Origin of the sequence: Nocardioides sp. CF8, assembly GCF_000389985.1 — a bacterium.
Lineage (GTDB): Bacteria > Actinomycetota > Actinomycetes > Propionibacteriales > Nocardioidaceae > Nocardioides > Nocardioides allogilvus.
On the sequence record NZ_CM001852.1, the window covers coordinates 3,912,756 to 3,932,235 of the forward strand.

Here is a 19,480-nt window from a genome sequence, read left to right on the forward strand (position 1 = left end):
CGGGCGCGAGGCCGCGGATCTGGAGCTCGACGGTTGCGGGGTCGCGCGGAAACTGGCGCGGTGCCTGGCGCGAGCCGCCAAGCATGATCTGCAGCCACAGTTCGAGGTGCTGGCGCATCTTGGACGAGAGGGCACCGGAGTCGATGAACATGGCCGCGAAGTACTTCTCGACCCTCGTGGGGACATCTTCGATCAGCAGACCCGCCTCGGCGAGGACGTCGAGGGTGGAGGTGATCGTGCCGTCGTAGCGGCGGATCGCGACGACGTCGCTGGCCCGGATCTTCGCTGTTGGCGTGGGCCGGAGGGTCTGGAGCATCCGGAGGGACTGGATCACCGCGTTGCGTTGCCGGACGCTCCAGCCGTAGCGCCGTGCGTGGTCGGCCACGATCGCTGCGCAGTAGCGGGTGAGTTCGCTGTCCTCGATCAAAATGCGTTGGCGCAGGACCTCGGGGTCGGGGTCGATGTGGAACAGCGTCAGCTGTTCCCAGGCGTTCTCGTCGAACCGGGTCGCCGGCGGGGACAGCAGTTGGTTCTTGTTCTTCTGGGACCACCTGCCGGTCCAGGTGACATGCGTGGGTTGCGGTGTCACGCGCCGCTTGAAGACCATGTTGGCGAAGAACAACTGCTGGCTGTGCTGGTTCGCAGCGCTCAGGTCGGGAGCTCGACCGGGCTCTTGGTCGAGTCGAGCGTTCTCCAGGCACAGTCGACATGCTCGTTGCTCGCTGACGTGGCTGTCGCGGCCGCAGAACGCGCAGGTTCCCTTCGGGTAGTGGCCCTGCCACCACCGGCACGACCAGCAGGTCCAGTTGTGTCGTGGGTAGACGCCCCAGCTCAGGCAGCCCTTGCAGGAGTCGATGTGCTCGGGGCTACGGGGATGGCATCGGCTGCAGAACCCCTGGCTGAAGTAGTCGCGCTGGCTTCCGCAGGTGCGACACGACGGTGGATTGAAGGGCCCGCCGGGCAGACACGCGTAGCAGAGGTCGACGCGCGGACTGGTCCAGGCGACTCGATTGTGCTGGCAGCGATTGCACTTGGGCGGCAGCCGCAGGGCTGCGTTCGGTCCGGGCGCGGGCACGATCTGACCGACGTCCTTACAGGCGGAAGTTGCTACAGCGGTGGCCGGGACCGAAGCTTCCCGAGCCGCGGCGTGACCACGGGACTGGCAGAGCTGCCGCCATTGCCATTGCCGTCACCCGCCGGGTTGGGTTCACCGTTGCCGTTGGCGGTTTTGGATGTGTCGGGCCGTCGAGCGCAGACCTTGTCGGGTTCGGGGGTCATCAGGTCGTTCGGCGTGCAGTCGAGAACGGCGCACAGCACGTCGAGCTCCTCCAGCCGCAGGGTTGGCGGGTTCCCGGCCCACCACGACGACATCTTCCCTGCAGAGATCTCGAGCCCGGCGTCGGCAAGCATTCGCCGCAGCGCGGCCGACTTCCAGATCCCTCGCTCAGCGGCGCGCAGTCGCAGGTTCCACTGCATCAGCTCATCCCTTCCTTCCGTCGAACCTTGGGGCGAGACGCTCTTCGAGGCGCTCGTTGGCCTGGTCCCATGCCTGCTCGATGTACTCGGTTCGCACGTGGATGTAGCCCGAGGTGGTCGCCAGCCATTGATGGCCGAGGAGTTCCTGGAGGGCCTTGATGTCCATGCCGGCGGCGTACAGCGAGGACGCGCAGTAGTGCCGCAGCACGTGCGGGGTCATCCGTCCCACCGACCACGCCGGCAGCGACCGGTCGACCTGGATAGCGAGGCCGCGACGCAACGCGTTGGCGCCGACTCGGCCGCAGCGGCCGAGGTCGCGGTCGAACCTCTCCGACGGCAGCAGCGGTGCATCGGGATCTGCCCAGTCAGGCCCGTACTGCGGCCGGACCTCGGCCAGCCACCAGTCCATCAACTGGTCGACATCGTTGATCGCGGGGACCAGTCGTGGCTTGGGTCCGCGGCCCTGGGAGCCCTTGCCGAACCGGACGTGGAGCTTGCCGTAGCTGCCGAGATCTGGACGCCAGTCGCGGATGTCGAGCTTCACGGTCTCGTTGATCCGCAGGCCAACGCGGCGCCACAGCGAGGCCGCGAAGTAGTCCCGCGCTGCGGGCAGGTACTTGCGGGCTTGGGTGACCGACTCACGCCAGGCCGTGAAGAGTGCGTCGACCTCCTCGTCGGCGGGCGGCACTCGGACCTTGCCCAGCGAGGCACCGGACTGGCGGTTGAACTCGTCGATCGGCTGCTCGACCAGGACGCCCGTCGCCCTGCGGATCGTGCCCTCGTAGCGGGCGATGACGAAGTCGTAGAACCCGGCCAACGCCCCCGCCTTACCGGCCCGGGTCGACACGCTGTGACCGAGACGGCGTTGCTCGGCGAGGAACGCATCGGCGTCCACGCATGTCGCGGCCCAAAGCGGCACCGTCAGCGTCCGCGCGAACTCGATCACGATCGCCCTGGTGCGGCGGATGTGCCCATCACTCAACCCGGCCGCGGCCATCGCAAGCGCGTACTGGTCAACGATCTCCTGCTCGAAGTCCGGGCCGGCGTGCGCACCTGTCAGTACCGGATCCGGATCGCTGCCGCCCGGCAGCGCGATCAGACCCATCACCTATCGACTTCATCAGGAGCAGCCATGCGTCGACGATACAGCGAAACCGTCAGCCTCAGTGAAACTTCTTCAGACTTGTTCACCACTGGCGCCGACATTGCGTCACCTGCCCAAACGGCCACCCCGTCCGCGAATCAGGTCAACGAACCTGAGCGGATGGAGATTGCCCCGTGACTGTTCGTTGGATTTCTGCCGGTTCTCGTCGTCCTTGCTCGCGCTCGGCGTCTGGCTGAGGAGGTCGTAGTCGTGAAGAAGGGCATCTTGCTCGCTCTGCCGCTGGTGCTGATTTGTCCACTGATGCTGCTCGTGCTGGGCATGGGGAACGCGAGCATCGAGGCTGCCCGGGCTGCCTGCGCCACCACTGCGACCCCGAGCGCGGGTGGGTCGTTCGGGATCGGCACGCTCAACTGGCGGGGCGCCTCGCACTACGCGAAGAGCCCCCATCCCGGCGAGCGACCCTACGGCGAGCGGGTGCCGAACATGGTGGCCAAGATCGGCTCCTCGGCGGCCTCGATCATCGGGTTCCAGGAGTTCGAGCCGCCGCAGGCTGAGGCGTTCCTCAAGGCCACCGGCGGCGCGTGGGAGATCGTGGCCGGCAAGCGTCGAGGGAAGTCATCCACGGCCGACGCCATCGCGTATCAGCCCGGGGCGTGGAAGGTCGACGAGGTCCGCTACGTCTCGATCCGGTACGGCGGTCCGATCATTCAGGTCCCGCTGGTGCGGTTCACCTCGACGGGCGGCTTGGGGTCCATCTGGGTGCTCAACACCCACCATCCGGCGGACGCCGTCGGAGGAACCGATGCGATGCGAGACGCCGCCATGCGAACCGAATCGCAGGCCCTGCGGCAGCTGCAAGAAGCCGAGCCGAACACGCCCCTGCTCCTGACGGGCGACATGAACGACAGGGCTCGGTTCAAGCAACTCTTCCTCTCCTCGGCGGATGGCTGGTCGACCGCCAACCCCAGCGACGAGCAGATCGACTGGATCATGGGCAGCCCCGCCGTCACCTTCTCCGGAACAGTCGTCGACCAGAGCACCAACGACAAGGCACACCACTACACCGACCACCCGTTCGTGCACACCACCGCCCAGCTGACGACACCGACGCCTGAGCGCACCGCGGCCACCGCTGAGCTCGGGGTGATGCCGGACAACATCACCGCGACACCCGGTGGGCCGGTCCACGGCGAGGTCGTGATCGCCAACGCGAACATCAAGCTGCGTTCCGGCGCGACCCCCGGGATCCGCGCCCTGGCCTCATCGACCCCCGACTTCATCACACTCAACGAGGTCGGCGACGTTCCCCTGCCTCAGATGGAAGCAGCGGGACCGGGCTACGGGGCATACCGCGAGCCGGCGGTGGACAACACCGAGGGCGGGGCCTCCCAGTCGCTCAACAACGTCATCATGTGGAGAAGCGACACCTGGACCTGGCAAGCCGGTGGCCGGATCAAGATCGTCGACAACGACCAGGGCTACATCCACGGCAAGCAGTTTCTGTGGGATCGCTACGCCACGTGGGCGGTGTTCAGTCGGGGCGACGGCGCAGTCGTGTCGGTCATCGCCACCCATCACATGACGAACGTGTACAAAAGCCCTCAGCAGTGGGGAAACCCGCCGATGAGCCGGGCCGAACAATACGACCTCGGCATGGACTACCTGATCCAGCTCTCCGACATCTTGCGGCCTTACGGCCCGGTGTTCGTGGGCGGCGACATGAACTCTCACCAAGGCGATGGACATGCCGCGGCAGCCACCCGGATGGCAGCCGCCGGCTTCGGGCACACCAAGGACTCCGGAGTCATCTACAACTTCTACGCAGCCCCGGTGGCGGTGGCGAAGACGTGGGAGATCGCCTCGGCCGCGGTGCACTCAGATCACCCGGCCCTGTTCACCCGCATGGCCATGAACGGCGCCGCACCCTCAGCCCCGTCAAGCTCGAGACCCGAGGGGTGCCCGCCGTGCCCGACCACGGTGACCAACGTGTCGATGTTGCTGCCCAACGCGACTGGCCCCGGATCGGTGAGCGATGCAGGCGTCGCGGCCGCGGCCGCGCACCAGGCAGGCTTCCGCGGGGAAGACTTGGTCACCGCGGTAGCCATCGCCCGCGTGGAGTCCACATGGAACCCGCGCGCGAGGAACGGAACCCACTTCGGGCTGTGGCAGATCGCCAAGTCACACAAGGGCAAGGTGCCCGGCTGGAACCAGCCCGGCGACATTTACGACCCCCTCCTAAACGCGCAGTACGCGTTCGCGCTCTACTCCGCACGGCCCGGCGCGGCGGAGGCCAAGTTCGCCGACTGGATCCCCTTCGAGAAGACCGACTACCGCCAATACCTCGACGTCGCCCGCCAAGCGGCTGCCGCCACGAGCGGGGACGACATCACGAACGTGGCCGACACCGGCTGCACCACCTCGACGATTACGTTCGCCACCGAACTCTCAGCCGAGCTCAAGGCCCGCGTCGACGCCATGATGAAGACACCGAACGGCCTGTGTAGCTTGTCGTGGACCTCTGGCGCGCCGTGCACCTACAAGAACCAGTGTCCCAAGGTGGTTGACGCCGTCTACGGAGGACCCGGAGTCGGCCGGGGACACGGTGACGGCGAGGACGTCGCCCAGGGCATCATCGACGCCGGACTGGCGCAGTCCCACGGAACCGGGCTCGACCCCTTGCCGCCCGTGGGGGCCGTGGTGTCCTACAACACCGGCAACGGCGTTGGCCACGTGGCGATCTACGTCGGGGGCGGCACGATCTTCGGCAACGACTACGGTTGTAGCGCGAACGGCGTCTACGGCTGCGTCGGGTTCGCCGACGTCCACACGCCTGGTGGCTCAGTGACCTGGGCCTTGCCCCAAGAGGTGTTCGACCTCGGCGGAATGCCCACCGCGGCGGCCTGACGCGCAGCCGATGAGGCGATCAGCAACAGGGTTCCCGAAATCGGTCGCGCTCGTGTGTCCGATCGCCGCCGCTGTGGGTTGCCTTTCCCAAGCATGGACGTACGCATCGGCACCACACTGGACGGGCAGGCCGCCGGGTTCGACACCCGCAGCGCCTGCCCGCTGCTGTTGGTCGGGGACGTCGGCCGAGGCAAGACAACGACCGCGCGCTACCTGACCCGCTGGTGGCTGGCGAACACCGCCCGGCATGCGCACGTATACGCCGAAGCACCCAGCGAATGGGCAGACCTGCCCGACTTGCCCGAGCACCCAGACCAGCTGGAGCAGGCGATCGGCCGCAGCTGCCGCCCGGGAACTTGCCTGGTCGTGGTCGACGACATGGACTTGATCGGCGACGACCGACTCTCCTGGCTGCCGTTGGGAACGAGCCCAACGATCCTGACCTCGCACGGCGGCAACAGCCTCGCCGGCCGGACGCTGCTCGGCACTGGCCCCCGCTGCCTGGGCCTGGTCCGACCCGCACACGCGGACCCCGCGGACCCCGTCGAGGCCGGCGTGCTCAATGGGCAGGGTCGCCTGGACTGGAGGTACGGCACGATCGCGGTCATTCCCGATCAGCGGGGGCCGATGGACTTCCCGTGTCACCGCTGGGAGGCGCCGGCCGGTCGCTGGACGGCGGTGACGCGATGAGCATGGAGCGTTCTCGGCGCGACCGGTTCACCACCGTCGCCCCGACGGCGGAGGAGTTCAAGGTGGCCGTGCTCCTTGCCGGGCTCTTCATCTTCCTGAGCACTCCGCTGGTCGTCCAGGGCATCGTCGCCTGGACCACCTCAGGCGACTTCGCGTTGCCGAACGGGCACTTCCTGGACGCCTATGGCGGGCTGCTACACGGTCACTTCGGTGCGGGCCTACGACGCGGCGCCGCCGACGCCTTGCCGCAGGACCCGGTGATGTGGGTGCTCACGGTCGTCGGCGAGGTACTGACTCTCGGCGCCTCGGTCGTCGTCGGCATGTGGATGCGCGAGCTGACCGGAGCCAATTCCCGGCACGGCCTGGCCACCCCGACACAGGCAGCGGAGGCGCTCGGCGTGCCGCGACTGCGCAACAGCGCCGAAGTGATCCGGCCGGACCTGTACGCCCGCTCCGGGCGCCGCGGACGCGGCGGCAGCAAATAGCCCTCCACCAACCGACAGCGAAAGGGAAAGGGAAATCACACGATGGTCACTGGCCTCAAGCATGTGAACCCGCAGGAGGTGGGCTGGCGGCTCGGCCGAGCCGGGCGCAGCGGCCCCGAGTTGTGGGTGCCGTTCGACCGGACTACCTGCGTCATCGGCCCCCAGGGCTCGGGCAAGACCCTGGACCTACTGGTGCCCGCCCTTCTCGAGGCCCCCGGTGGAGCGCTGGTGACTCTGACCAAGCCCGAGGACCTGTTCCTCACCCTTGAGGCACGGCAGCGCGGCGACCGGCCGGTCGCTGTCCTCGACCCGTTCAACGCCGCCCCGGGCACCCCGGAACTGGTGTGGGACCCGATCGCGGGCTGCGAGGACGCGATGTTCGCCGAACGGCGGGCGAAGGCGTTTGCGAACGGAACCATCAAAGGGGCCACCGCCCAGTCCTCCGATCAGGCCGCCCGGTTCTACGCCGGAGAGTGCGCGAAGGTCCTGCAGGCCTACTTCCACGCCGCTGCGATCGCCGGCATCGGACTGGAGGAAGTGCTGATGTGGGTCTCCAGCCCGCGGGAGTACCCCCAGGCAGAAGAGATACTGCGTACCCACCCGGACGCGGAGCCGCTGTGGGACGGTCTGCTGCGTGGCGCCCTCTACGGCGACGAACGCACGGCGGGAAACACGATCACGACAGTCCAGCAGTCCATGGCGCTGTTCTTCCAACGCTCGATCAGAGAGCGCTGCGTCCCCTCCGCAACACGGCCGGCCACCGACATCGAGGCCCTGATCAAGGCCGGCGGCACGATCTACCTGCTGGGCCGCGACGACCCGTACGCCAGCGCGTCGCCCCTGATGACGGCAGTCACCGAGCACATCCTGGACACGGCCAAGCAGTTGGGGGAGACCTCCCCCTACGGCCGACTGTGTCCGCCGTTCCTGGCCTGCTTGGACGAGTTGCCCTCGACCGCGCCGATCCCGACCCTGTCGACCCGGATGGCCAACGAGCGTGCGCTGGGCCTCTCCTTCATCCTCGCCGCGCAGACGTGGCGGCAGTTCGTGGTCTGCTATGGCGAGGACGAGGCCCGCACCATCTACGGGCTGTCGAACAACCTGGTGGTCTTCGGTGGTGGCAAGGACATCCGCTTCTACCAAGAGCTCTCCGACCTGATCGGGTCGACCACCCACACCGAGACCCGGTACTCCTCACGTGGCCGCGAATGGTTCGGCGTAATGGACCGCTCCTTCGACCAGCGCAGGGTGCCGATCCTCGAGCCTGCCGAGCTGCGCCGCATCGAGCAGCGCAAGGCCCTGGTGCTGGCCGAGACCTACGACCCAATCATCGCGAGCCTGCACCGGTGCATCGACGGCAAGCGCGGCAAGGAACTCCTGGCCGCACAGAAGCGTGCCCGACTCGCGGCGCGCGGCGACCACGAGGCCCTGAGACCCACCCACCCAATGGATGCCGAAACCACGGCGCCGACCGAGACGATCTCCCGGACCCAGCAGCGGCTCGGGATGCCGAAGTAGAACCAGGAGCAACCGATGACAACCCGTGAGATCACCACACACCCCTCTCAACTCGCCTCCCGCGCAGCGGGCGGGACCGTTGCACCGAACGGCACCCAGATGATGTCGCTGGTCGGGCTGATGGTGCACCCATTCCCCGAGCCCGGGCCGACGATCCGCACCGCAATGGAGCAGCTGCAGCAAGCCACGGTCGAGCCACCGGCCGACGAGGACGAACTGCGCGAGCTCGCGCAGATGCCGCGGCCATGGGACCCCGCCACCTGCACCGGCCAGATGCGTTCCGAGCTATGGGCGTGGCTGGACCTGGTCGCGATGTGGGTCAACGAGCAGCACCTATGGAACGTGACCCGCCCCGGCATCCCGGAGTGTTGGCCAGCGCACCCACACGTGGTGCACGACCTCGCGGTGCTGGCCTGCAGCCGCTACTACACCAGCTTCGCCGTCACCCCCGCGGTGCTGGAGGACTGGCACCGCTACGGGCTGCCGGGCTTCCTCGAGCGGCTGCGCGACCGGCTCGGCGACGGCTGCCAGCCGGGCAAGCACCAGCCCCGGCCCCGCCACGAGCGGGACGAGACCCACGCCTCCACCCGGCTGCGTCGCGGCCGCAAGCAGCGCTACCGCGACGACGTCGACCGTGCCGGAGAACTGGCCGCGGTCACCACCGAGCCCAATGAGAACAATCCCGACCACGACGACCTTCACGAGAGGTGGTAACGACGCATGGCCACTCCAGAGACCAGCAGCCGACGACTCCGGCTCGTCGACGACCAACAGAACCAGACCGAGGCGGCGGTGACGCCGGACAGTGAACTCACCGCAAAACAGGCTGCCGCGTTCGCCGCCCTGGTCGCCAATGGGAACCAGTCCGCCGTCGAGGGCATGCTCAAGCAGATGAGCGCCGAACAGCTGCGAGCGCTCGCACTGGCCACCCAAGTCAACGCCAGCGTCGGCGCCACCGAGAACGCCAACCGCGAGGTGGCCGACATCGGCCCCGACGGCCTTTGCGCGATCGCGATCGCCGCGGCCGCACAGTCGTTCGGCACCACCCGCGACGCTGTCCTGAGCGCCGACCGCCACCGCGCGGTGACCGACGCCCGGGCCGTGGCCATGACCGCGGCACGACGCAGCGGCCTGACCCTGCCGGCGATCGCGTCGGCGTTCGGGAAAGACCACACCAGCGTCATGTACGCCCAGAACAAGGTCGCGAACAACCCACGGCTGAACGCGGTGTCCACCCGCGTAGTCGCCCAGCTCGACGAGCACTTCGCGGAGCCGATCAGCGTCCCGGAAGAGGACCCCACCGCCACGGCGGACGGCCGCAGCACGACGCTTCAACTGGCGGCCCTCGACCGGGCCCGCAACGACACAGCACGTCGCCACCACGACGACGTCAGCCAGCGGGTCGCTATCTCGGCCGCACCCGCCAGGTAGGGCAGGCACGAACGGGATGCGGAACCGGGACCAGCAGCAACTGTTGGGCACGCTGGGCGCCGGGATGGCGGCGGACGCCCTCCTCGATCGCCTCCGTGATCGCGGGACGCTGGAAGGCGGCTGCTCGGCGCCTCAGGAGGGCTGCTGGATCAACTACAACCGCAAGGCCGTCTGGCTCGAAGATCACTCCGAGTTCTCCGCAGCACTACGGGCGGCGGGCGACGACGGCGCCACAAACACCGCGCAGGCGTGGCGTCGGATCAGGCCGAAGGTCGTGTTGAAGGTGACCTGGGCAGAGGCCGCGGCGTACGGCGCGAGCCTGCCGAAGGAGTTGCGCACCGAACTTGACGCACTGCGGCGCACCGAGCGCGACGAGACCCGTAGCTGGAGCGAGTTCAGCGATGAACGCGGCGGCTGGCCGCACCGCCGACGCTTCGACTCCGACGAAGAGCACCAGGTAGTTCAGGCCGAGTGGGACGACACCTACGGCAGGCACCTCGTCGCACTGCGCGACGTATGGGACCGTCAAAAGGCGGCGATCGCCCGTGCTCTTCCACTCACCGTCGATGACGAACCAGTGGACCTCCTCGAACTTCTCGACCACCAACCATCGGCACCTGCCGCGCCGACCCAGGCCGCCGCGATGCAGGCCGGCTCGCTCCGGGCCGCGGCCACTGCGCCCGCGCCATCGACCGCACCGGACGAAGGACTCTTCACGCTCAAAAGCACCGACCCGAGTTTCGGTCGCTGAGCACTCGGCCAAGACCGCACTGAACTGTCGGTGCCGGCATCTACGTTGACCTCATGCACCTGACGGCGGACGAGATCGACCGGTTCTGGTCGCGCGTCGTGAAAGGACCCGGTGAGACCGACTGCTGGTTGTGGGCCCGCGACGGCGCAGCAATCGGTGACGACGGCTACGGGCGCTTCTGGGTCTCGAGGGACGGTCGGCAACGTGTTCTGCGACCCCATCGGGTCGCGTGGGCACTCGCCGAAGGCGCGTCGATCGACCTTCCTCCCGTGGTCGAGCACGTCGTGTGCGACAACCCGATCTGCGTCCGTGCCGATGGAACGCTGCTGGACCACATCGAGGGCTCGACCCAGGCTGCCAACCTGTCGCGGATCGCGCAGCACGGCCGTGGCGGTCCGCGCGCCTACCGGGGTCGGATGTTCGGCCGCGAAGCGATGTACCGGCGATCTCTCGCGCTGCGCGCGGCCGTCGCTGACGGTTGGGGACGACGAGCGGATCGCCCGCGCCCTGGCATCGGTCGACGAGGCGCAGATGGCGTTGTTTTGAACGCACTTACCCCTGGGCACGCTCGGCGCGGGGTTAGCTCAGCATGCTTCCTGACGAACTGCGGTGGCCGGCGGGTTACGTGCTCGCCCGAGCCGTGACCAAGCGTCGGGGCGTACGTGGCGTCCACCCCCTCGGACTGTTCCTGGTCACTGGAGGACTGGCTCGGTCCGATCGTCGCCATGGTCGGGGTGCTGAACTCAGAGACTCATCCGGTCTGTCTGCACCGCGACTGCCGCCACTGCTGCGCCGAAGGCCTCACGCAGGCGCGGGTCGTCGTCCGGGTCGATCTCTTCAAGGTCCTCGTCGTCTCCGCTGTCCTCGACGGAAAGGTCCTCGACCAGGACCTCGGCGCGCCACAGCAGGAAGCAGCCCAGGATCGCCGTGTGCAAGTCGTCGAGTAGCGACGGGGCTGGGCGTAGCGGGTCTAGCGCGCAGACACGGACCTCGTCGAGGATCCTGCTCATCGCCTGCGGGTCGACCCTCTCGGCGAGATCGTCGAGACCGCGGAGCCGGTCTCGCAGGCCGTCGAGGTCCGGCATCTGCCCGGTCGCGACTCGGTGCGCGTTGCCGACGAGACGTTCCACGGTCGCACTTGAACCGAGGCCGTCGGCCAGCGAGCCGAAGACGGCAGCGATGGTGTCGATGGGCATCGCGTCAATGTCGTCGGCTCGCGCGACTGCCCGTGTCCATCGGTCCGGGTTCGCGTCGTCGGGGTCCGTCGCGGTCGCAACGATCGCGGCGGCGCGCAGCCACACGGTCGTCGCGACGCAGGCAGCGGTCGGATCCACGGAGCCTTCCTGGATGTCGTGCGCTCCCAGGAGGTCGCGCTCCAAGATCGCCCAAGCAGCCTGGATCTGGACGGGGGAGGCGGAGAGCCGTGACAGCGTGACGGCTTGTTGTGCCAGTGCGGCGAAGTCGCCCATGTCGGCCGCGAGGACGGCGTCGAGCTCGCGGTCGACGGCACGGGCAATCTGGATGCGCAGTCTGGAGTCGCCGACTTCGTCCAGAACGTGTCCGAGCCGTTTGGCTGCGCTTAGGACCGGAGAGTACGGCCATCTGTCCCGCTCGCCCGGCTCGATCGTTAGTGCGCGGGCCCTGTCGAAGTCATCACGCTCTTCTCTGAGGTGCCACTGCTCGGTATTGGTCTCGTCCGGGTCAGCGGACTCATCGATGTCGGAATAGGTTCTCCAGGCGGCCTCGGACAGGTCGCTGAGCGCTGCGACGATCAGGTCGGCGCCTTCGTCGTCGCAGGAGTCCGGGACGTCCGCGACCGGCTCTGCCCGCCGGGGAGCGCCGATGCGCCACGAGGCAATGATCTGACGGCTTGAGGGCGCGTAGGAGAAGGCGGTCACGGTTGATCACGCTACGGGCAAGCAGATCCCGTGCGCCTCCCACCAAGGCATGAGCCAAGGCGGGTGGTGTCCCGACTCATCCGGATAGGGCCCGTTCCCGGGAATCGTTCCGAACGGCCCATACGGAACGAAGGTCGCTCCGCGGCTGCGAACGTCCTCCCTTGTCTGCGTGTTCGTCGGTTGCGGTTCCCCTCTCGGACAGGTCGACTCACCCGACGTGGACGGTGCGGTTGCTCTTGCCGCGGCATACCGGTGGCAACGGGCTGACATGGATGGTGGCGCCTGACAACATTGGGATGTCATTGAAGAGCCGGTTCTCGACGTCGTGTGCGATGTTGTGCGCCGTGTCGAGGTTGAGGTCAGCGTCGACCAGAATGCCGGCCTCGGCGCTGATGCGGTGGCCGATCCAGCGCAGTCGCAAATACTGGGCGTCGAGCACCCCATCAGTGGCCTTGACGACCTCGGTCGCTAGCGTGGTGAGCGCCGGGTCGACGGCGTCCATCAGGCGGCCGTAGATGTCGCATCCCGCGCTGCGCAGCACGAGCAGGATGGCGACCGTGATGGCCAGCCCGACGAGCGGGTCTGCAAGGGGGAAACCAGCCATCACGCCCACGGCGCCAAGCACAACGGCCAGCGAAGTGACCCCGTCGGTGCGGGTGTGAAGACCGTCGGCCACCAACGCGGCCGAGCCGATGCGTCGGCCGATCCGGATCCGGTAGACAGCGACCAGATTCATTGCCCGCAAAACCGACCAGCCCGGCTGCTACGACGACCCAGGGGTAGGTGAGCTCAGCGGGGTCGACCAGGCGACGTACGGACTCATAGCCGGCGACAACGGCGGATATGGCGATCATGAGCACGATGAACACTCCGGCGAGGTCCTCGGCGCGGCCGTAGCCGTAGGTGTAGGTGGCGTTCGGTCGAAGGCTTCCGAGTGCGAAGGCGATCCACAACGGTACGGCAGTCAGGGCGTCGGAGAAGTTGTGGATCGTGTCGGCCAGCAAGGCCACCGAGCCCGTGATGACCACGACCGCCGCCTGGGCAACGGCCGTGACCAGGAGCGCAACCAAGCTGATCTTCACTGCGCGGATGCCCTCGACGCTGGCTTCGAGCGCAGGGTCGACGGAGTCCGCGACGTCGTGGCTGTGAGGCCTGAACAGCTCGGTCAGCACCCCGCGCAGACCACGGTGAGCGTGCTCCTGGCGAGGATCGTCCTCAGAGTGTCCGTGACCGGGGTGTTCGTGGTCTGACTGGCTCATGTCGGCTTCTCTCAAGAGGCAGGGAGAGTGGGTCAGGCGTCGTAGCCGATCGACTCGAGCCATGCCCGGCTGAATATCCGCAGGGCGCCGACATGGACCGTCTCGCAGGTCATCTGCTGGTCTTGGGTCACGACGGACACCTGGGGGTTGTCGTCGTCGCGGGTGCCGGCGAGCAGCGCGGCCGGCTCGGACTCGGTGACGAACTCGCGCAACCGGTCGAGGTCCTGATCGGCGAGGTCATCGGGGTAGAGGACCACGATGTAGCCATCGGCCAGGGAGTGGCCGAAGTTCTCCACCGGGACGGACTCGCCGGGCTCGTAGAAGGTCTTGTCGGTGTGGCCACCACCGGCGGCGGGGAACGTCTGGGTCCGCTCGTCCACGGCGCACCCGCTGTCGTCGGGCAGCGCCACCATGCTTACGTCACCATCGACGGATCGGAACTCGTCAAGGGCGAGGAACGGTGCGACCATCGAGCCGACGGCGAAGAGGGCGACGAACACGACTTTGGTCAGTGCCGCCTCATGCGTCCGCTTGACCGCCAGCGAGACCACGGCGGCAAGTCCGAGGAAGCCGACGATGGCCGTGAGCTGCCCGACCTCGATTCCGATGTTGAACGCGAGGAGCCGCCACACCATGTCCTCGTCGGCGACACCGATGCCCTGGAAGCGGGTGGACAGGCCTAGACCGTGGACGAGGCCGAAGCCGAACACGATGGCGGTGAAGATGTCCCACCGACGCGGCCGGCCGAACATGCCGTACCCGCCGACGAACGCGACCGACAAGACGATGACGACGTCGACCAGGGTGGCGTTGACCTGCCACCCGGCCAGGGTGGCGGTGATGAGGGTCAGGCTATGGCCCACGACGAATGCACTGATGACCTTGGCGCCACGACGCGCGCCGCCGGCCAGCAGCACGATCCCGGCCACGAAGAGCAAATGGTCCCAACCCAACAGCATGTGCTCGATGCCGATCCCGACAAACCCCGGGATGCTGGCGGTGGCCGCGTCGCCACCGATCCCGTGGGCGGCGGCAGGCCCGGCGACCAGCAGGATGAGCGCCACGGTGGTCACCACGACAGTGCCCGCGCGCGGCAGTGACGAGCGTGCGGGAGCGGGACGGCGCTCGGCCTGGAATGTCACGGGAGTCCTCGAGTGGGGTCGTCGGATCGGGGCAGCTATACCCCGATAGCGTAGAACATATGATGATGTTGTCATGTATTCGCGACTAGGCTGCCACGGTGGCCCACCAACCGACGCGTCATCGCCTAGCGCCCGATCTCGATGCCGAGGCTGCCGTGTCAGTCGCGTCGACCCTTCACGCATTGGCCAACCCCGGTCGGTTGCGCATCTTGGCGACCCTGCAGGCAGGCCCCGCCACCGTGGGCCGGCTCACCGAGTCGCTCGCCATGGAACAGTCGGCTGTTTCCCATCAGCTGCGACTACTGCGCGACCTCGGGTTCGTCACCGCCGAGCGTCAGGGGCGAAACATCGAATACCGGCTCTACGACAACCACATCGGCGAGCTCATCGAGCAGGCCCTCTCGCACGCCGAGCACGTTCGGTTGGGCGTGGTGGAGCGGGAGTCGACCACCCACCGAACGTCAGGACCTAGAGCCGCCGTCAGGGCGCCTGTACCCGTTAGGTCCGGCGAGTGAAGGCGGCTGGGGCCGGTCCGCCCAAGGCGTCCATGAGCATGGCGACGCTCGGAGACCCGGTGAGGCCGTCGGCGGTTCGGAACACGCGGCAGGCCAACCCAAATTGTTCGGCACCGGTGGCGAAGGGGTCGCGGCCGTCTAGGAGGACCGTCGGAGATCCGACGAAGCCACGCGCCTCGGCCTGTTCCTGCGTGTCGACCCTGATCAGATCAACCTCCACGTCGTCATGCAGCGTGAGATCCAATGCTTGCTGCAGGACGACTTCCGCCTCTTTCCAGTTGGGACAGCCGTCGAAGTAGAGCAATTCGACCTTCATGGGCATCTCTCCTGTAGCTCGATTGCAGCGGCGAGACCAAGGGGACGTGCGCCCGCAGATTCCACCAGGTAGCGAGTCGGTTCATGCCAGGGAGAGGAAGAGTTTCTCCATCTTCTTGACGTCGACGCTGTCGATGCCGTCGCCGTTGGTGAGGCAGTGCTGGAGACCGGTGGCCACGATTGCGAAGCCGGCCCGGTCCAGGGCCCGGGATACTGCTGCGAGCTGGGTGACGACGTCTTCGCACTCGCGACCCTCCTCGAGCATCCTGAGTACGCCGGCCAGCTGGCCTTGGGCGCGTTTGATGCGGTTGATGACTGGGGTCATCTCGGCGGGGACGAGTTCCATCAGTTCTCCTCGTTCAGGGCGGCGAATGCCGCGTTCAGTCGTTGCTTGGCGTCGGCGGCGATGGTGTGCAGGGCCGTATTGTCCGCGAGTCCCATCATCGCGTCGGGGTCGAAGGCCTCCACCATCGTGGTAGTCGCGTCCACGGACCGGACGACGACGTTGCAGGGCAGCACGGTAGCGATCGACGGTTCGGCCTGGATCGCCTCGTATGCCAGCGGCGGTCGGCAGGCGCCGAGGATGATCTGGGGCTCGATGTCGACGTCGAGTTTTTGCTTCAGCGTCGCTTTGAGGTCGATCTCGGTGAGCACCCCGAAGCCTTGGTCGCCGAGCGCGGCACGGACTGCCTCGACCGCGGCGCCGTAGGGCTGGCTCAGGGTCGTGGTGATGGTGTACGTGCTCATCAGGCGCTCCTCGGGTGGTCGTTGTCGGTGCGGATCTGCTCGATGTCGAACTCGTGCACAGCGGTGATGACCTGCTCCAGCGCGGCGGCCGGCAGCGCGCCCGGCTGCGAGAAGACCAGAGAACCGTCCTTGAAGGCCATCAAGGTCGGGATCGACGTGATCTGAGCGGCGGCGGCGAGGGACTGCTCGGCCTCGGTGTCGACCTTGCCGAAGACCACGTCCAGGTGGTGCATCGACGCCTGCTCGTAGACGGGCGCGAACTGGATGCACGGACCGCACCAGGACGCCCAGAAGTCGACGAGAACGATGTCGTTCTCGGTGATGATGCGTTCGAAGTTCTCCGCATTCAGCTCGATGGTGGCCATGAAGCGGCTCCCTTCCTCGTGAACTTGACGATACCCCAGGGGGTGTTATGGTCTCCATCGTACATACCCCCACCGGTATTGCCAAGCAGTCTGCTAGGCAGCGGAAGGACGCCACTGCATGAGTGAGACCACGACTCCCGAGATCGACGTCGAGGAGCTTGCCGCGACACATGAGCGCGGCCTCCTCGTCGACGTGCGTGAGCCCGACGAGTACGTCGCCGGCCACGTGCCCGGCGCGGTGCCGATCCCGATGGGCCAGCTCGCGAACCGGATGGGCGAGATCGACAAGACCTCCCCCGTGTTCGTCATCTGCGCCTCGGGCAATCGGAGCAGCTCGATGACCGACCTGCTGCGCAGCGCCGGCTTCGACGCCGTCTCCGTGGCTGGCGGCACCGGCGCCTGGGCCCGCTCGGGCCGCCCCCTTGAAGGAGGACTGGCATGACCACGACCGACCTGACCATCATCCCCATCGAGACCCCGACCCTGGGGGATCGCAGCTATGTCGTCCACGACGGCGAGCAAGCCTTCGTGGTCGACCCTCAGCGTGACATCGACCGGGTCCTGGCGATCCTGGACGAGGGCGCGGTCCGGTTGACCGACGTCTTCGAGACCCACCTGCACAACGACTACCTCACCGGCGGACTCGCGCTCGCCCAGCACACCGGCGCGTCCTACCACGTCAACGCCGACGACGAGGTCGCCTTCGAGCGAACCCCGATCCGCGACGGCGACACCGTCGAGATCGGATCTCGGATGCGGATGACCGCGATCTCCACCCCGGGCCACACCTTCACCCACCTCTCCTACGCACTCACCGACACATCCCCCGAACATGTCGCCGCTGGGGTGGATGCCTCGGTGGGGGTGTTCTCCGGCGGCTCGTTGCTGTTCGGGGCCACCGGGCGGCCCGACCTGCTGGGCGAGCAGCACACGCACGATCTGGCCCGCCAGCAGCACGCGTCCGCGCACAAGCTGGCAGGCCTGCTCCCCGATGCCGCAGGCGTCTTCCCGACGCACGGCTTCGGGTCGTTCTGTGCGGCGACGCAGTCGGAGGCGACCGAGTCCACGATCGGCCAGGAGATGGGGTCCAACCCGGTCCTGAGCCAAGACGAGGAGACCTACGTTCGCGAGCTCCTCGAAGGCCTGGGTGCGTGGCCGGCGTACTACGTGCACATGGCCCCCGCCAACGCTGACGGGCCCTCCGAGCCCGACCTGTCCCCGCCGACGACGGCGGACGGACACGAGCTGCGTCGCCGGATCGTGGCCGGTGAATGGGTGGTCGATCTGCGCAACCGGACCGCTTTCGCGGCCGGGCACGCACCGGGCACCCTCAACTTCGGCATCGACGGCAGCTTCGCCACATATCTCGGCTGGCTGATCAGCTGGGGCACCCCGGTGACCCTGCTCGGCGAGACCTCCGACGATGTCGCAGAAGCCCAGCGTGAGCTGGTCCGGATCGGGATCGACCGCCCGGCCGCCCACGCCACCGGCGGACCCAAGGACTGGGCCGACGGTGAACTGGCGAGCTTCCCAACCGCAACGTTCGCCGACCTCGAGCAGGTACGCCACCACCGCGAGGTCGTCATCCTCGACGTGCGCCGCGAGGACGAGTACCGCTCCACCCGCATCAACGGCGCGCACAACATCCCTATCCACGAGCTGCCCGGCCGGGTCGCGGACGTTCCGGCCGGCGAAGTCTGGGTGCACTGCGCCACCGGCTACCGCGCATCGATCGCCGCCTCACTGATCGACGCATCGGGCCGTACTCCTGTGGCCGTCGACGACTCCTTCGAGAACGCCGAGAAGGTCGGCCTGCACCTGGTCGGCCCCGACGCCTGATGCTCGATCTGCTTCTCGCGGTCGCCGCCGGCGGACTGATCGGGCTCAGTATGGGTGCGCTTGGCGGCGGCGGCTCGATCCTGGCGGTCCCGGTGCTGGTCTATGCCCTGGGGCAGAGCCCGGTCCAGGCCACGACGGGGTCGCTGGTGGTCGTGGGTGTCACGGCGCTGATCGGCGCGGTCACCGCACACCGTGCCGGCAACGTCCTGCTCGGGCGCGGGCTCACGTTCGGTCTGGTGGCGATCGGGGGCGCAGCGGTCGGCGCCAAGGCCTCCGTACTGGTCTCGGAGGCGGTGCTGCTCGCCGCGTTCGCGGTGCTGATGCTGGTGGTCGGAGGGATGATGGCCGTGCGCCAGGTCCGCGCCCACCGCCCAGCGGGCGACCAGGGAAGCGATGACGGCAGCGAGTTTCCTCGCGTGCCGCGTCCGACGCTGGACGACCCGATCATCACGTTCAGCCCGACCTTCACATGCCAGTGCCCGCGGGCACTGAAGGTGCTGGTCACCGCCACCGTCGTCGGGCTGCTCACCGGCTTCCTCGGGGTAGGCGGCGGGTTCCTCGTCGTCCCCGCGCTGCTGCTCGCCCTCGCGCTGCCTATGGAGTACGCCACCGGCACCTCGCTGGTGGTCATCGCGCTGACCAGCGCCGCCGCGCTCGCCGTCCGGGCCGGTGTGGGTTCCGCTCCCGACTGGGGTCTGGTGCTGGCGCTCACCGCGGTCTCTGCACTCGGCGGTTTCCTCGGCGCCAGGCTGGCCGACCGGATCGACACCAACCGCCTCTCGGCCGCCTTCACCGTCCTCGTGCTCGCCGTCGCCGTCTACACCGCGGCCCGGGCCCTACCCGCCCTCGTCTGACCCACACCTGCCCGCCTTCGTCTGACCCAATCCGGCCGATCCCGAGATCCCGCCACGGCCCTCCGGCCACGACCCACGGAAGAGAACGCCATGACCCCCACGGCCACCCGTCATCCCGCCCCACCCACCATTGACCCCCAGATCGGCTACCGGCCCGGCCCCCTGGGCCGGCTCGGCGTCGCCGTG

Annotated in this window: 23 protein-coding genes and 1 pseudogene; 13 read left to right on the forward strand and 11 right to left on the reverse strand. The window is 67.9% G+C overall.

Annotated features, from left to right (window positions below):
- The 3 genes from CF8_RS22685 to CF8_RS19050 all read right to left on the reverse strand — a co-directional run.
- The coding region (locus CF8_RS22685; protein ID WP_198016884.1) for a hypothetical protein at positions 1-622 on the reverse strand (622 nt) is incomplete at its 3' end.
- A 485-nt stretch (positions 623-1,107) separates the two neighbouring features.
- Positions 1,108-1,476, reverse strand: a complete 369-nt coding sequence (locus tag CF8_RS19045; RefSeq protein ID WP_010834724.1) for a helix-turn-helix domain-containing protein — start codon at positions 1,474-1,476, stop codon at positions 1,108-1,110.
- 4 nt (positions 1,477-1,480) lie between these two features.
- The gene (locus tag CF8_RS19050) at positions 1,481-2,581 is read right to left on the reverse strand and encodes a tyrosine-type recombinase/integrase (protein ID WP_010834725.1); all 1,101 of its coding nucleotides are present in this window, start codon (positions 2,579-2,581) and stop codon (positions 1,481-1,483) included.
- A 249-nt stretch (positions 2,582-2,830) separates the two neighbouring features.
- Here CF8_RS19050 and CF8_RS19055 point away from each other — a divergent pair, with 249 nt between their 5' ends.
- The 8 genes from CF8_RS19055 (at position 2,831) to CF8_RS21665 (ending at position 11,004) form a co-directional block, all read left to right on the forward strand.
- Positions 2,831-5,485: an endonuclease/exonuclease/phosphatase family protein gene (locus CF8_RS19055; RefSeq protein ID WP_010834726.1), complete on the forward strand. Its 2,655-nt coding sequence runs from the start codon at positions 2,831-2,833 to the stop codon at positions 5,483-5,485.
- A gap of 93 nt (positions 5,486-5,578) precedes the next feature.
- Positions 5,579-6,175, forward strand: a complete 597-nt coding sequence (locus tag CF8_RS23345; protein WP_010834727.1) for an ATP-binding protein — start codon at positions 5,579-5,581, stop codon at positions 6,173-6,175.
- Between the two features lie 62 nt (positions 6,176-6,237).
- Entirely contained in the window at positions 6,238-6,660 is a 423-nt protein-coding gene (locus CF8_RS23350; protein ID WP_232211533.1) for a hypothetical protein, read from the forward strand.
- 63 nt (positions 6,661-6,723) lie between these two features.
- Positions 6,724-8,178 carry a type IV secretory system conjugative DNA transfer family protein gene (locus tag CF8_RS19065; protein WP_232211534.1) on the forward strand — a complete coding sequence of 485 codons (1,455 nt, stop codon included), beginning with the start codon at positions 6,724-6,726 and terminating at the stop codon, positions 8,176-8,178.
- A gap of 15 nt (positions 8,179-8,193) precedes the next feature.
- Positions 8,194-8,892 carry a hypothetical protein gene (locus CF8_RS19070; protein WP_036491506.1) on the forward strand — a complete coding sequence of 233 codons (699 nt, stop codon included), beginning with the start codon at positions 8,194-8,196 and terminating at the stop codon, positions 8,890-8,892.
- Between the two features lie 6 nt (positions 8,893-8,898).
- A complete protein-coding gene (locus CF8_RS19075) occupies positions 8,899-9,609 on the forward strand; it encodes a helix-turn-helix domain-containing protein (RefSeq protein ID WP_010834731.1) in 711 nt (236 codons plus the stop codon).
- A 16-nt stretch (positions 9,610-9,625) separates the two neighbouring features.
- A complete protein-coding gene (locus tag CF8_RS19080; RefSeq protein ID WP_010834732.1) occupies positions 9,626-10,360 on the forward strand; it encodes a hypothetical protein in 735 nt (244 codons plus the stop codon).
- A 53-nt stretch (positions 10,361-10,413) separates the two neighbouring features.
- Positions 10,414-11,004, forward strand: a complete 591-nt coding sequence (locus CF8_RS21665; RefSeq protein WP_010834733.1) for a hypothetical protein — start codon at positions 10,414-10,416, stop codon at positions 11,002-11,004.
- Positions 11,005-11,103: 99 nt separating this feature from the next.
- On the opposite strand, the gene CF8_RS19085 is transcribed toward CF8_RS21665, so the two are convergent.
- From CF8_RS19085 to CF8_RS23710, 3 genes and pseudogenes are all read right to left on the reverse strand, one after another.
- A complete protein-coding gene (locus tag CF8_RS19085; RefSeq protein ID WP_010834734.1) occupies positions 11,104-12,258 on the reverse strand; it encodes a hypothetical protein in 1,155 nt (384 codons plus the stop codon).
- 208 nt (positions 12,259-12,466) lie between these two features.
- Complete coding sequence (locus tag CF8_RS23540) at positions 12,467-12,994, reverse strand: cation diffusion facilitator family transporter (RefSeq protein ID WP_269634797.1); 528 nt, start codon at positions 12,992-12,994, stop codon at positions 12,467-12,469.
- A gap of 55 nt (positions 12,995-13,049) precedes the next feature.
- Positions 13,050-13,286 (reverse strand): annotated as a pseudogene (locus CF8_RS23710) (cation diffusion facilitator family transporter); the annotation flags it as partial.
- Here CF8_RS23710 and CF8_RS23355 point away from each other — a divergent pair.
- Positions 13,249-13,407 (forward strand): hypothetical protein, encoded by a 159-nt coding sequence (locus tag CF8_RS23355; protein ID WP_232211658.1) that lies wholly within the window; start codon positions 13,249-13,251, stop codon positions 13,405-13,407. The pseudogene CF8_RS23710 and the gene CF8_RS23355 overlap by 38 nt on opposite strands.
- Before the next feature lie 142 nt (positions 13,408-13,549).
- Here the strand turns inward: CF8_RS23355 and CF8_RS21250 are convergent, their stop codons facing one another.
- Positions 13,550-14,659 (reverse strand): HupE/UreJ family protein, encoded by a 1,110-nt coding sequence (locus CF8_RS21250; RefSeq protein WP_051204271.1) that lies wholly within the window; start codon positions 14,657-14,659, stop codon positions 13,550-13,552.
- 98 nt (positions 14,660-14,757) lie between these two features.
- Between CF8_RS21250 and CF8_RS19100 the strand changes: the two genes are divergently transcribed.
- Positions 14,758-15,174 carry an ArsR/SmtB family transcription factor gene (locus CF8_RS19100; RefSeq protein WP_010834738.1) on the forward strand — a complete coding sequence of 139 codons (417 nt, stop codon included), beginning with the start codon at positions 14,758-14,760 and terminating at the stop codon, positions 15,172-15,174.
- Here the strand turns inward: CF8_RS19100 and CF8_RS19105 are convergent.
- From CF8_RS19105 to trxA, 4 genes are all read right to left on the reverse strand, one after another.
- On the reverse strand, positions 15,158-15,490 hold the full coding sequence (locus tag CF8_RS19105) for a DF family (seleno)protein (RefSeq protein ID WP_010834739.1): 333 nt from the start codon (positions 15,488-15,490) through the stop codon (positions 15,158-15,160). The two genes, CF8_RS19100 and CF8_RS19105, sit on opposite strands and share 17 nt — an antisense overlap.
- 81 nt (positions 15,491-15,571) lie before the next feature.
- Complete coding sequence (locus CF8_RS19110; RefSeq protein ID WP_010834740.1) at positions 15,572-15,835, reverse strand: metal-sensitive transcriptional regulator; 264 nt, start codon at positions 15,833-15,835, stop codon at positions 15,572-15,574.
- Positions 15,835-16,236, reverse strand: coding sequence for a DUF302 domain-containing protein (locus tag CF8_RS19115; protein WP_010834741.1), 402 nt, complete (start codon positions 16,234-16,236; stop codon positions 15,835-15,837). The genes CF8_RS19110 and CF8_RS19115 overlap by 1 nt, the downstream gene beginning before the upstream one ends.
- The gene (gene trxA, locus CF8_RS19120) at positions 16,236-16,601 is read right to left on the reverse strand and encodes a thioredoxin (protein WP_010834742.1); all 366 of its coding nucleotides are present in this window, start codon (positions 16,599-16,601) and stop codon (positions 16,236-16,238) included. Before trxA ends, CF8_RS19115 begins: the two co-directional genes overlap by 1 nt.
- Positions 16,602-16,719: 118 nt before the next feature.
- Between trxA and CF8_RS19125 the strand changes: the two genes are divergently transcribed.
- From CF8_RS19125 to CF8_RS19135, 3 genes are read left to right on the forward strand one after another with little or no spacing between them, the layout of a single operon-like run.
- Positions 16,720-17,043: a rhodanese-like domain-containing protein gene (locus CF8_RS19125; RefSeq protein ID WP_010834743.1), complete on the forward strand. Its 324-nt coding sequence runs from the start codon at positions 16,720-16,722 to the stop codon at positions 17,041-17,043.
- The gene (locus CF8_RS19130; RefSeq protein WP_010834744.1) at positions 17,040-18,440 is read left to right on the forward strand and encodes an MBL fold metallo-hydrolase; all 1,401 of its coding nucleotides are present in this window, start codon (positions 17,040-17,042) and stop codon (positions 18,438-18,440) included. Before CF8_RS19125 ends, CF8_RS19130 begins: the two co-directional genes overlap by 4 nt.
- Complete coding sequence (locus CF8_RS19135; RefSeq protein WP_010834745.1) at positions 18,440-19,294, forward strand: sulfite exporter TauE/SafE family protein; 855 nt, start codon at positions 18,440-18,442, stop codon at positions 19,292-19,294. The genes CF8_RS19130 and CF8_RS19135 overlap by 1 nt, the downstream gene beginning before the upstream one ends.
- Positions 19,295-19,480 lie beyond the last annotated feature (186 nt).

Bases quoted from the DNA above. Each gene is read 5' to 3' on its own strand.
- CF8_RS19045 (WP_010834724.1), bottom strand. From the start codon at position 1,476: ATGCAGTGGAACCTGCGACTGCGCGCCGCTGAGCGAGGGATCTGGAAG.
- CF8_RS19050 (WP_010834725.1), bottom strand. From the start codon at position 2,581: ATGGGTCTGATCGCGCTGCCGGGCGGCAGCGATCCGGATCCGGTACTG.
- CF8_RS23345 (WP_010834727.1), top strand. From the start codon at position 5,579: ATGGACGTACGCATCGGCACCACACTGGACGGGCAGGCCGCCGGGTTC.
- CF8_RS19070 (WP_036491506.1), top strand. From the start codon at position 8,194: ATGACAACCCGTGAGATCACCACACACCCCTCTCAACTCGCCTCCCGC.
- CF8_RS19075 (WP_010834731.1), top strand. From the start codon at position 8,899: ATGGCCACTCCAGAGACCAGCAGCCGACGACTCCGGCTCGTCGACGAC.
- CF8_RS19080 (WP_010834732.1), top strand. From the start codon at position 9,626: ATGCGGAACCGGGACCAGCAGCAACTGTTGGGCACGCTGGGCGCCGGG.
- CF8_RS21665 (WP_010834733.1), top strand. From the start codon at position 10,414: ATGCACCTGACGGCGGACGAGATCGACCGGTTCTGGTCGCGCGTCGTG.
- CF8_RS23540 (WP_269634797.1), bottom strand. From the start codon at position 12,994: ATGAATCTGGTCGCTGTCTACCGGATCCGGATCGGCCGACGCATCGGC.
- CF8_RS19105 (WP_010834739.1), bottom strand. From the start codon at position 15,490: ATGAAGGTCGAATTGCTCTACTTCGACGGCTGTCCCAACTGGAAAGAG.
- CF8_RS19110 (WP_010834740.1), bottom strand. From the start codon at position 15,835: ATGGAACTCGTCCCCGCCGAGATGACCCCAGTCATCAACCGCATCAAA.
- CF8_RS19115 (WP_010834741.1), bottom strand. From the start codon at position 16,236: ATGAGCACGTACACCATCACCACGACCCTGAGCCAGCCCTACGGCGCC.
- trxA (WP_010834742.1), bottom strand. From the start codon at position 16,601: ATGGCCACCATCGAGCTGAATGCGGAGAACTTCGAACGCATCATCACC.
- CF8_RS19125 (WP_010834743.1), top strand. From the start codon at position 16,720: ATGAGTGAGACCACGACTCCCGAGATCGACGTCGAGGAGCTTGCCGCG.
- CF8_RS19130 (WP_010834744.1), top strand. From the start codon at position 17,040: ATGACCACGACCGACCTGACCATCATCCCCATCGAGACCCCGACCCTG.
- CF8_RS19135 (WP_010834745.1), top strand. From the start codon at position 18,440: ATGCTCGATCTGCTTCTCGCGGTCGCCGCCGGCGGACTGATCGGGCTC.